At 39.5% G+C, this 12,224-nt stretch carries 10 protein-coding genes; 5 read left to right on the forward strand and 5 right to left on the reverse strand.

Annotated features, from left to right (window positions below; translation table 11 throughout):
- Nucleotides 1-406: 406 nt before the first annotated feature.
- The 3 genes from U2718_RS03485 to U2718_RS03495 form a co-directional block, all read right to left on the reverse strand.
- The gene (locus U2718_RS03485; protein ID WP_341994148.1) at nucleotides 407-1,225 is read right to left on the reverse strand and encodes an ABC transporter ATP-binding protein; all 819 of its coding nucleotides are present in this window, start codon (nucleotides 1,223-1,225) and stop codon (nucleotides 407-409) included.
- Between the two features lie 75 nt (nucleotides 1,226-1,300).
- Nucleotides 1,301-2,341: an iron ABC transporter permease gene (locus tag U2718_RS03490; RefSeq protein ID WP_341994147.1), complete on the reverse strand. Its 1,041-nt coding sequence runs from the start codon at nucleotides 2,339-2,341 to the stop codon at nucleotides 1,301-1,303.
- Nucleotides 2,338-3,369, reverse strand: a complete 1,032-nt coding sequence (locus tag U2718_RS03495; RefSeq protein ID WP_341994146.1) for an iron ABC transporter permease — start codon at nucleotides 3,367-3,369, stop codon at nucleotides 2,338-2,340. Before U2718_RS03495 ends, U2718_RS03490 begins: the two co-directional genes overlap by 4 nt.
- Before the next feature lie 529 nt (nucleotides 3,370-3,898).
- Between U2718_RS03495 and U2718_RS03500 the strand changes: the two genes are divergently transcribed.
- Nucleotides 3,899-4,888: an AraC family transcriptional regulator gene (locus tag U2718_RS03500; RefSeq protein WP_341994145.1), complete on the forward strand. Its 990-nt coding sequence runs from the start codon at nucleotides 3,899-3,901 to the stop codon at nucleotides 4,886-4,888.
- Here U2718_RS03500 and U2718_RS03505 read toward each other — a convergent pair.
- Complete coding sequence (locus U2718_RS03505; protein ID WP_341994144.1) at nucleotides 4,881-5,678, reverse strand: Rpn family recombination-promoting nuclease/putative transposase; 798 nt, start codon at nucleotides 5,676-5,678, stop codon at nucleotides 4,881-4,883. The genes U2718_RS03500 and U2718_RS03505 overlap by 8 nt on opposite strands.
- A 160-nt stretch (nucleotides 5,679-5,838) precedes the next feature.
- Between U2718_RS03505 and U2718_RS03510 the strand changes: the two genes are divergently transcribed.
- The 4 genes from U2718_RS03510 to U2718_RS03525 all read left to right on the forward strand — a co-directional run bounded on the left by U2718_RS03510 (nucleotide 5,839) and on the right by U2718_RS03525 (nucleotide 10,973).
- A complete protein-coding gene (locus U2718_RS03510; RefSeq protein WP_341994143.1) occupies nucleotides 5,839-8,454 on the forward strand; it encodes a TonB-dependent siderophore receptor in 2,616 nt (871 codons plus the stop codon).
- Between the two features lie 212 nt (nucleotides 8,455-8,666).
- Nucleotides 8,667-9,578, forward strand: a complete 912-nt coding sequence (locus U2718_RS03515) for an iron-siderophore ABC transporter substrate-binding protein (RefSeq protein ID WP_341994142.1) — start codon at nucleotides 8,667-8,669, stop codon at nucleotides 9,576-9,578.
- Between the two features lie 41 nt (nucleotides 9,579-9,619).
- Nucleotides 9,620-10,600, forward strand: coding sequence for an iron-siderophore ABC transporter substrate-binding protein (locus U2718_RS03520; RefSeq protein WP_341994141.1), 981 nt, complete (start codon nucleotides 9,620-9,622; stop codon nucleotides 10,598-10,600).
- Entirely contained in the window at nucleotides 10,593-10,973 is a 381-nt protein-coding gene (locus U2718_RS03525) for a DUF1636 family protein (RefSeq protein WP_341994140.1), read from the forward strand. The genes U2718_RS03520 and U2718_RS03525 overlap by 8 nt, the downstream gene beginning before the upstream one ends.
- Before the next feature lie 25 nt (nucleotides 10,974-10,998).
- On the opposite strand, the gene U2718_RS03530 is transcribed toward U2718_RS03525, so the two are convergent.
- Nucleotides 10,999-12,213: a DUF790 family protein gene (locus U2718_RS03530; RefSeq protein ID WP_341994139.1), complete on the reverse strand. Its 1,215-nt coding sequence runs from the start codon at nucleotides 12,211-12,213 to the stop codon at nucleotides 10,999-11,001.
- Nucleotides 12,214-12,224: the final 11 nt, after the last annotated feature.

The raw sequence follows: 12,224 nt of genomic DNA on the forward strand, positions 1-12,224 counted from the left end.
ATAATAAGTGTTTCAGCCCAGAGACTATCAACCCGATTAGTCAGCGATCGCTCCCAATGTTAAAAGTGTATCTCGCTGGGTTATTGTCAAACCAGTGGCATCTAAAATATTCATACCTGCATAAGTTCTAAGATTTTTGAGAATTTTTAGACATTTACCTTCTATTACATTCCAAAGCCGGATATTTTAATCTTCACTCCTACTTGCAAGAAGGTGAGGATCAATGAAAGCTACTGCATAAATCCATCGCATCTAACCTTGGAGTACCTTCAAACACTCCTCTGTTTCCATATTCAATGATTAAATTGGAGAATCAAAAAGCTAAAACCTGTATATAATCAGCTTTTTTAGTCTTTTATTTACGTTTTTGCAGCTATGGCGAGTTTTGCTCACTTTTTCAGTCAAATTATAAACTAGAAGATTTTGTTTGTAATTTCCTTCCCCCCTTACGTCCTATCGGCACACACATCGGAGTTCCCACTACCGGATCGGGAATAATACGACTCTCTAACCCAAAAACTTCCTCTACCATTGTTTCAGTCATTACATACTTCGGTTCCCCAGCAGTAAAAATTCGACCTTCTTTGACAGCAACTAGATAATCAGCATAACGACACGCATGATTTAAATCGTGCAACACCATGACAATAGTTCTGCCTTGATGTTGGTGTAGCTCATACAACAAATCCAAAACCTCTATCTGGTGCGCCAAATCTAGAAAAGTGGTCGGTTCATCCAAAAGTAAAATATTTGTATCTTGCGCTAATGCCATCGCAATCCAAGCCCTTTGTCTTTGTCCACCAGACAAAGTGTCCAGTTCTCGCTCTGCCAACTCCAACAAGTTTGTAATCTCTAGTGCCTGTTGCACAATTCTCTCATCTTTTGCTGACCACTGCTGCAACCAATTTTGATAAGGATAACGCCCTTGTGCTACCAAATCTTTGACTGTTAACCCTTCCGGCGCTACAGGCCCTTGAGGTAGAATACCTAACTGTTGAGCTACTTCTTTGGTAGAAAGTTTAAATATAGACTCTCCATCAAGATATACTGTACCACCACGAGGTTTGAGTAATCTTGCCAAACCTCTTAATAAAGTTGATTTACCACAGCCATTAGCACCAACTAAAGCACTAATTTGTCCAGCGGGAATTGCCAAATTTAAATCTCTAATAATCGGCACACCATCGTAAGCTAAAGATAAACCTCTGGTTGATAGTCCTTTCATAAGTGATTCCATTCTTAGATTTTAGATTTTGGATTTTGGATTAGAGATTAGGAAGATGTCTTTATTCCTAGTCCCCTATTTTTTGCGGTTACGAATTAATAAATAAAGAAAATAAGGAGCGCCTACAGCAGCAGTTACTACTCCACAAGGAATTTCGATTGGTGCAAACAGTGTTCTTCCCAAAAAGTCTGCGATCACAACAATCATTCCTCCTAGTAGGGCTGAGGTAGGGATCAAACCTTCATGGGTTGCACCCACTAACTGTCGTCCTAAATGGGGTGCGATTAAACCAACGAAGCTAATCATGCCGGCGGTGGCAACTCCTGCACCTGCTAGGGCTACACCTACTAGCACGAGTAAACCACGTTGCCATTCCACACGAGTACCTATACCTTTGGCTACGTCATCTCCCAAGTTTAGAGCATTCAAATGCCTTGCTAGTATTAACGCCATTGGGATGAAAACAATCAACCAAGGTAATAGCGAAAAGACTTGCTCCCAAGTACGCCCATAGACACTGCCAGCTAACCAAACCAAAGCATTACTAACGTCATAAATTTCCCCGAAGGTAATCAGCAAGCTGGTGAAAGCACTGGCGATCGCAGACAAACCAACACCCATTAAAATAAACAGAAGCGGAGAACTACCTCCGTTCCAAGCTAGGGAGTAAATTAAAACTGCCATCAGCAAAGCACCAGTAAAAGCTGATAAAGGCAAAGTATAAATTGGTGCTGACGGAAATAATACAATTACTGTGACTGCGGCGAGACTCGCACCGGCATTGATACCGATAATACCGGGATCAGCTAGGGGATTACGTGTTAACCCTTGAAAGATAGTGCCGGAGATTGCCATTGCCATTCCCACCATCAAAGCGACAAGGGTGCGGGGCAGACGCAGATTGTAAATCACGAAAGCATGATCGGGATTTCCTGTATCTATACCAAATAAAGTTTTGACAATATCCAAGGGTGAGATTGGATATTCACCCCTACCCACATTCATAACCATTGCCACGAAAATGGTAAGTCCTAGCAACAGTAACATCAGTGGTACACGTCGGTCGATCCGAAAGGAGATTGCCTCGGAACGGATGACTAGCCAATCCATCTTCATTTTTTCACCTTTGACTTAGCCAAATAAACAAAAAAGGGAGCGCCAACAATTGCTGTCATTACACCCACAGGTAATTCTTGGGGCTTCAGTAATACACGCGCTGCGATATCTGCAATCAACAACAAAATTGCGCCCGCGATCGCGGAATAAGGCAAAATCCAACGGTAATCGGCTTTTATGAAAAATCTTACTATGTGGGGAACTACTAAGCCAATAAAACCGATTGGCCCGGCAAGAGCCACAGAACTGCCCGCTAGCAAAACCACGCTAATAGCAGTAATTATTTTAATCCAAGCTGTTTGTTGACCTAAGCCTTTGGCTACATCTTCACCTAAACTCATAGTAGTAATCTGTCTACCAAGGGCAAAAGCAATTATTAATCCAATGACAATAAAAGGTAGTGCTTGAAAGAGTATATTAGTATCGCGCCCAGCCAATGAACCAGCTAACCAAAATCTAATTTCTTCTAAAGTTCGTTGACTGATGATGAGAACGGCAGTAGTTAGAGAAGAGATCAAAGCTGTAAGCGCTGCACCTGCTACTGTTAAATTCAGTGGAGTAGCTCCTCCCCTCCCCAGAGAACCAAGAAAGTAGACTAACACTGCTGTGGCTCCTGCACCTAAGAAAGCCACAATGGTTAAAACACTCAGGGATGAACTGCCAAAAATAAAAATTGTTGCAACTACAGCTAGTGCTGCCCCCGACTCAATACCCAAAATACCTGGATCTGCTAAGGGGTTGCGTGTCAAACCTTGCATTAATGCTCCAGATACTGCCAAGGCTGAACCTACAAGCATAGCCATGAGCGATCGCGGCAATCTCACAGTCTGGATGACTAAGTGTTCATAGGAACCATCAAAAGCTACAAAGGATGCCAAAATCTTGTCTAAAGGTATATCTGCTGCACCCAGTGTGACGCTGTAAACCAAACAAACCAGTAGGATCGTTAGTCCTAGAACTAGACCTACTAAAGGTGATATTTGGGGTGTTTTCCAGCCTCTAGGTAATGTTGTGGTTGCTTTTGTCATGCTCTTGCCGTTGCTTGAAGAAGATTATCTGTTTTGGGAACTTGTTTTGAGCCTTTCATATTTACTCTTTCAACAGTTAACTATTTTCAAGCATCTAGTTGATAATCTTTTTAGTGGTTTATGAGTTATTAAATCATTCATCTATATGTTTGTGTAATTTTTCTAATCAAGATAATACTTTAGACTTATTGCTATCTTTTTTCAACTGATGCTGGGGAAAATTTTATTATTTCTTGATATAATTTTTTATTAGTTTCTGAAAATTATATAAGTTAAAAATAATACATACAAAGCAATTCTAGTCATTTCATTACGGGGAGTGATTTATGTTGATTTATTAGTGTAATTTAATACCTAAAATTTAGAATTATTGATTTTCAATCAATTTGTATACCGAAATTCTAGTAGCTGTTTACACGTACTACTTAAGAATCTGCTTGCAAATATAATTTCTAAAAGAACAAAGTGTAAATAATTCGATTAAGCTTTTCCTTTTCAGACAAGTTGCCAAATATACAACCTTAGTGTCATGACTAATATAGTTTCATTCCAGGAGTTTTTGGAATTAGTTACACCAGTACAAGAATACACAGATATAGAGAATAATTACTCAGAAAGATTGTGTAAATATCCACAATTGTTTGGTCAGGGAAGTATCTTAAATATTGAGCTACGGCAAGGATTTTACCTGACACTTGAAGATTACCGAGTACATAACAATCTAACTATTGATTATCCAGAAATGGAACATCCCTTGGGATTTTATTTTCAAATTTCAGGGGGTATAAATTGTAGCCGTTACGACTTAAATTGTGCTGGTAATAGCATCATATCAGGTAGCGGTTTTTTACCACAATTACTTCATGAGTATTTGTCTTGTGAACCTTATCAAGCTGTCAAGATACATATAGAACCCGAAGTGTTCAACAGATTTATGGGTTTTGATGATAATGCCATTCCGTCACAGATGAAGCATCTATTTCGCAAACCAGACGAAAAGCATTACTTTCACAACGGAATTGTTACCAACCAAATGCAGATAGCTTTGCAGCAAATTTGCCAGTGTCCTTTTCAGGGTTTGGTTAGACGTGTATACCTGGAGAGTAAAATTCTGGAATTAATAGCTTTGCGGTTGCAACAAGATATTGAGGCAGAAGCAACACATTGTTTTAGCCATACATTAAAAAAGGATTTAGTTGATAAGATTTATTATGCAAAGCATATTTTAGAATCCCGTATTGACAATCCTCCTTCAGTGTTGGAGTTAGCGCAGCTAGTTGGACTTAATCATCACCAACTCAAACAAGGCTTTCGTAAAGTTTTGGGACACACAGTTTTTGGCTATTTGCATCACTTTCGGATGGAGCAGGCACGGTTACTTTTATCTGAAGGTAAAATGAGCGTAGCTGAAGTAGCAAATAGCGTAGGTTACGAGCATCTTGGTCATTTTGCGGGAGCCTTTAAACAGAAATTTGGTACTACTCCTAGTGCTTGTTTAAAGGGGAAAATTTTTAAGTAGTCTCTAACTGTTGCACGACCTCAAGTGATAAACCTGTTAATTTAGCTACAGTTTCAGGGGAAATTCCTTCTTTAAGCATATTAACAGCAACAAGCCTAATTCCCTCTTCTCGTCCTTCTTCTCGTCCTTCTTCTCGTCCTTGTTTTCGACCCTCTTCTCTACCTTCAGCTATTATTGATTGATATATGACTGACTCACGCATAATATCTCTCCTAAGTAAACGTTGAATCACTTCTTCTTCTAATACTAGTCCAGATAAAAGAGCTGCTGATGCTGTAATATTACTTTGCGCTCTTCTGTCGCTGATTTGATCTATCTGAGTAGCCACTTGCTGTAATGTGTTGATTTTATCGTTAGTGTTACTTAAAGTTGCAAATGGCAGTAAGCCTGGAGTTTGCAGAAATATTTCCGTGGATTGCTCCCACAAACGGATTACTGCAAATTGATGCTGCAAATTGTCAATGGCAAAAGTTGTTTGATAAACAAGTTCGGATGTAGATTTAGTCAAATAAATTACTACTTGTCGCATTCGTTTTTGAGGAAAACGACGATACACGCGCAAGCGATAATCCGCCATACGAAAAGGAATAGCAACATCCGGCTGAGTTTGAAATTCGACGTGCAGTACGATTTCATCTGATTGCAGTAATATCAGGACATCTGCACGGATGGGTTCAAGAGATAATTCTTTAGGGCTTAATTGGGTAAGAGTAATCGCTTCTCCTAAAAGCCAGGTGGCAAAGTCAGTAGGGAAATTTTCAGCAAGGAATTTGCAGATAGTATCAAACATAAAGAGATTTTATTAGGTATAAAATTTATACCTCATCTTTTTGGGATAAAAACTCGCCCTCTAAGGATAGACTCGATTGTGATAAAAACTCTAAACTCTGCATATCAGCTTCTTGAGAAGTATTCTCTTTAAAATTTTAACTGAGTGCGGAGTGTGGGGAATGTTGCGGCTATTTTGGTTTTTGGGTTACAAGTGTGGAATAATTGCATTGTTCTTGCTTTTAGCTTATCCTGCAAAAGCTTCAGAGTTCAGGCAGGTTAGAGAGAAAAGAGAAATTCCTCGCATCAGTGAGATTGAGCGTATTTTTAAAAGTGCAGATTTCCTAGTACAGTCGCCAGCACCAACTAACCCCCCGTCGCAAGAGGGCAACCAGGTAGGCGTTGTACCAGTGACAGGAGTGAAAGCCAATCCTACAGACAAGGGTGTAGAAGTAATTTTACAGACTTCTGTTGGTGAAAAATTACAAATCACAAATCGTAGCCAGGGGAATAACTTTATTGCTGATATTCCTGGCGCACAACTGCGGCTACCGTCTGGTGATGCGTTCACGTTCCGTTCCCAAAAACCAATTACGGGAATTACTGAGATAACGGTCACAAATCTGGATGCTAATACTATCCGAGTTACTGTGACTGGTGAGGAGGGTTTACCTGTTGTGGAGTTATTTGACAGTGATGAGGGTTTGATTTTTGGTTTGACGCCTACTGGAACTGCGGTGCAAACACAACCAGAGGAACCTGTTAGTGAGACACCACAAGAGGAACCATCAGCACAGCAGGATGAACCAATTGAGTTGGTGGTGACGGGTGAGCAGGATGGTTATCGTGTGCCGAACACAAATACGGCGACACGGACTGATACACCTTTGCGTGACATTCCCCAATCGATTCAAGTGATTCCCCAACAAGTTTTGCGAGATCAGCGTGCTGATGTGAATAGCGCACTTCTTAATTCCCCTAGTGTCCGTGATGCGGCTCCCAGTAACTTTGACGCATTACGCATACAGGTAAGGGGATTTTTTAGTGCGCCTGCACTTGATGGGATTGTTTCTAGAGTAGGGGGTGGTGTCGGTGCTAATATAGGCAATGATCTTACAGGAATTGAAAGAATTGATGTTCTTTTAGGCCCAACTTCTATTTTATTTGGCTCATCATCGCCGGGTGGAACAGTCAACTTTGTCACCAAGCAACCTCTACGCGACCCCTACTATTTCGTTGAAGCAACTGTGGGAAGTTTTGATTTTTATCGAGGTGAAGTGGATTTTTCGGGGCCTCTTGATGATGATAAGAAAGTGCTTTATCGGTTGAACGCATCCTATCGAGATCAAGGTTTTTTCACTGAATTTAGTAGAACCAGAAACTTAGTAATTGCGCCAGTTATTAGTTTTACATTGGGGGAAAACACTAATTTAAGTATTGATGGAACTTACAAAAACCTCTCTCTGGATAATGGTAATCTGGGATTACCCGCCGTTGGCACAATCTTGCCTAATCCCAATGGTCAAATACCTCGTGACCGGATTACAAATGAAGGTAACTTGAATACTATACAGGGAAGAATTGGCTACAAACTAGAGCATAAATTTAGTGAAAATTGGTCAGTCAGCAACACATTCCGCTACGATTCTGTTGATTACACCTTTAATCTTACATTTCCTGAAGGTTTGACACCTGATAGTCGTAGTCAGCGAAGGCGGAACTTTAATTCCAGCGACCTGTATGATCAATATAGTATGCTTACCAATGTCGTTGGTAAATTTTCGACAGGTTCAATCCAGCACCAGTTATTAGTCGGCTTTGATTTAGGCAGATATGACAGTGCATTTATATCTACGACTAGGGCGGCTGAACCTATTGATTTATTCAATCCAGTTTATGGTCTACCAATAGGAGCGATTACATCTAGAACTGATATAAGTGGTACGCTATATGAGCTTGGTATTTTGGTGCAGGATCAGATTACATTTGCAGATAATTTGAAATTACTTGTTGGTGGGCGATTTGATACATTCACTCAAACGGATAGAGACTTTCTTGCAGGTACAGAAACTAGTCAATCAGGAAATGCCTTTAGCCCCCGTGTAGGCATTGTTTATCAGCCGATTCCCCCTGTTTCTCTCTATGCAAACTATACTAAATCGTTTCAGCCAGCGATTGGTCGAGCTTTTGATGGTAGCGTTTTTCAACCCACTAGAGGTACGCAGTACGAAGTTGGGGTGAAAACAGATATAAATGATCGGCTTTCAACAACATTGGCTTTGTATGACATTACTCAATCAAATGTCTTAACTAGCGATCCGGCAAATCTGGGTTTCTCAGTGCAAACTGGTGAGATAAATAGTCAAGGGATCGAACTGAGTTTGACTGGAGAAATTTTACCTGGGTGGAACATTTTTGCCAGCTACGCTTACAATGACACACGCATTAGCAACGACAACAACCCAAATCTCGTAGGGAACCGTGTGCAGAGAACTAGCCCCAACAACGCCAGTTTATGGACAACCTATGAATTTCAACAAGGGAATTTGCAAGGTTTAGGATTGGGTTTAGGACTGTTTTATGTAGGCGATCGCGCAGGTGACAACGCTAATTCATTCACAGTCCCAGGCTATCTAACTACGGATGCAGCTATCTTTTACAAACGAGAACAGTTTCGGGCTGCAATTAATATCAAAAACCTTTTCAACGTAGATTACTTTGAAGGTGTTTTCAGCCGCGATCGCGTCTTTTATGGTGCGCCATTCACAATCCAAGGAACTATTTCGTGGGAGTTTTGATCCGACTTTAGTGTTTTCACATAATACACTATCGGACTAAAGTTAATCTTACCTAAACCCTCTCTAATATTTTAGGAAGGGTTTTAAAAATCAATATTTCTACAATGTTCAAAAGAGTTAAAAGCGCAATTATACTATTTATCTTTATCGGTTTTAGTGTCTTTCTAATTAAAGCCTGTAATAGCAGATTGGCTCATATTCCACACAATAATATGAGCAGATTGTCTTCCACAACTGAATGTCGAATAATTCAGCACGCTATGGGAAAAACCTGCACTCCACTCAATCCTCAAAGAATTGTAACCTCAGATATACTTAGCCTTGCAAACCTTATTGCTCTGGATATCAAACCGATTGCAGCAGGAGTTTGGTCTCCTATAGAGGGGACTATGGAGATTCCTCATTTAGCAAACAAAATCCAAGGAATTGCTTTACATAGTTTTTCTAATCAGCCTAATTTAGAGAAAATCTTGCTACTTAAACCTGACTTAATTATTAGTATTTCTCTTCCTTCACTACGAGGAGTTTACAAACAGTTCTCACAAATTGCTCCTACTGTATTGATTCCTTGGACAGAAATTTCACGAGATTGGAAACAACACTTGAAAGAAACAGCAAAGGTTTTTGGTAAGACAGAAGTAGCCACTCAACTCTTAAATGGCTATTACCAAAGAGTTGAAAAACTAAAGCAGGCATTAGGGACTTTGCATAAATATCCGCAAAACAATTACACTCAGCCGTTTCAGGCATCATTTGTCTTTGTTAGCGATGGATTATATCTTGCCCAAAGAAACTCCTTTTCTGCCACAATCTTGAATGATCTCGGATTGCTTTCTCCTAAATTGTTGAACAATCTAGCCTTGCCAATTTCGGATGAAAGTTTGCCCACAATTGATAGCGATGTCCTTTTTATTGGAACATATCAACAAAGCGATCGCTCCACTCTAGAGCGCCTTCAGCGTAAACCCCTATGGTCTAAAATTAAGGCTGTTCAGCAGAATCAAGTATATTTTGTCGATTTCCAAACCTGGTACGGCTCTGATTTTCTAGCGGCTCATGCTGTATTGGATGACATTGAGAAATACTTACTTAAAACATCTAAACTCGTGAAAGGAAGTCAGTGAGTGTTGCAAAGATTACGACAGTGAGGTAAGGGGGTAAACTGGTGAAAATACCTTTACGTCGCTTTATTTCCCTATTTTTATTGGTAATTTTAACACTTACCCTTGTATGGACTTGTAGCAGTAATCTGACTAAAAAGGTTACAGACTCAAACTCTGAAGCGCCAAGCACAGAGTGCCGATTAGTGCAGCACGCAAGAGGAGAAACTTGTATTCCCCTCAATCCCAAACGAATTGTCACCTTGGATTTTAATAGCTTTGCAACTGTTCTTGCTTTAGACATCAAACCGATCGCAACGTGGGTAACAACTGAAATAGAAGATGACTTTCGTTACTTTCAAAGTAAAGCAGATGGAATTGAAATTTTACGCAGTTCAAGAGGTCAAATTAATTTAGAAAAACTTGTATTACTTCATCCTGACTTAATTATTGTTATTTCCCATCCATTCTTTGAAGGAGTTTATAAATATGCTTCGCAAATTGCGCCGACAGTAATTCTGCCTTGGATGGAAACCAGAGGCAATTGGAAACAAAATATCCAAGATGCGGCCAAAGTCTTTGAAAGAACCGAGATAGCTACTCAACTCTTGAATGATTATAATCATCGTGTTCAAGAGGTAAAGCAGTTACTGGGTAATAAAAAAAGGTCTCTTCGCATATCATTTGCTTATGTTGCTTCTGGACAATTAGTTATCACTCGTAAAAAATCTTTTGCTGGTGGAATTTTAGATGATATTGGATTATTAAATCCAATTTTTGAAGAATCTGGTGATAATGATTTAACGATTTCTGAAGAACTCCTACCCAAAATTGATAGCGATATCCTTTTTGTTGCACCACTACGAAAAGGCGATCGCTCTATCATAAAACGACTTCAACAAAAACCTTTATGGAATAAGCTCAAGGCAGTGCAGCAAGAGCAAGTTTACCTAGTAGATTTTTCTGTCTGGCGTGGACTCAATATTCTTGCGGCTCACGAGTTACTCAACGATCTATTTAAATACCTAGTAATAACCTATGCCTAAACACACGTTATTCGTCTGCAAATCCTGTCACCGTTCTTCCGAAGAACGACCAGAAAATCCTCCATTCGATGGCACACTTTTACTTGACCAACTAAACACTTTATGCAGTGAAAAATTCCCAGCTGATGAAGTGGAGGTTCAAGCCATCGGATGTTTATGGGCGTGCAGTCAGGGGTGTGTAGTAGCTGTATCTAATCCAGATAAACCTACCTATCTGTTTGTCAATCTTCTCCCAGAAGAAAGTACTGTAGCTTTACTAGAATTTATGCAACTGTATATCAAAAGTCGCAAAGGTAGTGTAGCTTGGAATCAACTTCCTGGACTGTTGCAATCTGCTGTTTTTGCTCAAATTCCACAACCAAATGATACGTAATATAATAACTTAAACGAGCATAATTTTATTCCATTACAGATAACACTGACTTTGGCAACAATTTATCTTTAAACCAAACAATTCTCGCCGGAACATCATTAATTTTTACGCCAGCTTTATCCAAATTCAAACGTTCGGAAATAGCCAAAATTAAATTATGACATTGAGCGCGTCTAACTTGAGCAAACTTTTTTTGTAAATATTCTGGTCGCCAATAACCGATAATTTCTAATAAGAAGCTACGCCCATCAGGATGCACTAACCTAAAATCGGGGATCATCACACTACCAGGAATAGGAATTAAATCAACTTCTCGCTCTAAAACCCATTCAGTTTTCAATAAGTCCCACTTATCAGCAAAAGATGCTTCTAACATACTATCGTAAGGTTTTCCTGGTGGGTAATGAGATACTAAACCGCAATCAGAATTGAGAGTAAAACGTCCTGTTTTCCAAGTTTCTGTATAAAAATCACGAACCTGTAGTGTAGCGGCAAGACTCCATTTCGTAACGTGAAGTAAAGCAGGGATTAATTTAGCTATTGCCAAACCATAACGAGTACTTGGAGAGAATAAACTTGTCGGCCCATCAATTGTGATTGTAAACCCGTGGTCGGCATCTCCCTCAATATATGCCATCAATTGAAACAACTTAAGATAGCGGAATAAAAGCTTATATTCACCAGGAACATTACGATGAGCATTTAATACTAGTTGACTGGCTTTATAAAACACACCTTGCACTTGGGATAAATTATAGCGATGTAATAATTCTGTTGCTGTAGGTGCATCAAAAGTAGTCAAAATTTTATTTTCTGCTAAATCAGCATACAACCCATTACTAACTTGTTCTGGTAAAATTTCACGCTCCAATTCTTGACTTAATTCATCAGCGATTTTACTTAAAGTAACTTGTGTTAACTCCTTACTAGGAACAGACTTAGCTGCAAGGGTAAACACCCTTTCTCTTAACATCTGAGGTTCGAGTGGACTCACCACCTCAAACGTACAGAAACTACTTTTGAGAATATAAGCTAAACCCCGCTTCACACGATAATCAGGAGTGTCACCTTCTAATTCCAGTAACAAACGCTCAAGCGCACCTTGAGTTTTCCCTATTGCCTCTTGAAAAGAAGTAATAATCTCAGTTGCCAACTCTAAATGTTGGTTATCAATTTTTAGTCTTTTTGGAATAATCTCTTCACCATTTTGACGATGACTTAGTAAATCTGTTGGTAACATCTAGATTTTTT

The sequence above is a fragment of the Chlorogloeopsis sp. ULAP02 genome (assembly GCF_038404745.2).
In the GTDB taxonomy this organism is placed as follows: Bacteria; Cyanobacteriota; Cyanobacteriia; order Cyanobacteriales; family Nostocaceae; genus Chlorogloeopsis.

What these genes read in the sequence shown, in the direction of transcription:
- U2718_RS03490 (WP_341994147.1), bottom strand. Translation starts at nt 2,341, where the DNA reads ATGAAGATGGATTGGCTAGTCATCCGTTCCGAGGCAATCTCCTTTCGG.
- U2718_RS03495 (WP_341994146.1), bottom strand. Translation starts at nt 3,369, where the DNA reads ATGACAAAAGCAACCACAACATTACCTAGAGGCTGGAAAACACCCCAA.
- U2718_RS03525 (WP_341994140.1), top strand. Translation starts at nt 10,593, where the DNA reads ATGCCTAAACACACGTTATTCGTCTGCAAATCCTGTCACCGTTCTTCC.
- U2718_RS03485 (WP_341994148.1), bottom strand. Translation starts at nt 1,225, where the DNA reads ATGAAAGGACTATCAACCAGAGGTTTATCTTTAGCTTACGATGGTGTG.
- U2718_RS03530 (WP_341994139.1), bottom strand. Translation starts at nt 12,213, where the DNA reads ATGTTACCAACAGATTTACTAAGTCATCGTCAAAATGGTGAAGAGATT.
- U2718_RS03500 (WP_341994145.1), top strand. Translation starts at nt 3,899, where the DNA reads ATGACTAATATAGTTTCATTCCAGGAGTTTTTGGAATTAGTTACACCA.
- U2718_RS03515 (WP_341994142.1), top strand. Translation starts at nt 8,667, where the DNA reads ATGAGCAGATTGTCTTCCACAACTGAATGTCGAATAATTCAGCACGCT.
- U2718_RS03505 (WP_341994144.1), bottom strand. Translation starts at nt 5,678, where the DNA reads ATGTTTGATACTATCTGCAAATTCCTTGCTGAAAATTTCCCTACTGAC.
- U2718_RS03510 (WP_341994143.1), top strand. Translation starts at nt 5,839, where the DNA reads ATGTTGCGGCTATTTTGGTTTTTGGGTTACAAGTGTGGAATAATTGCA.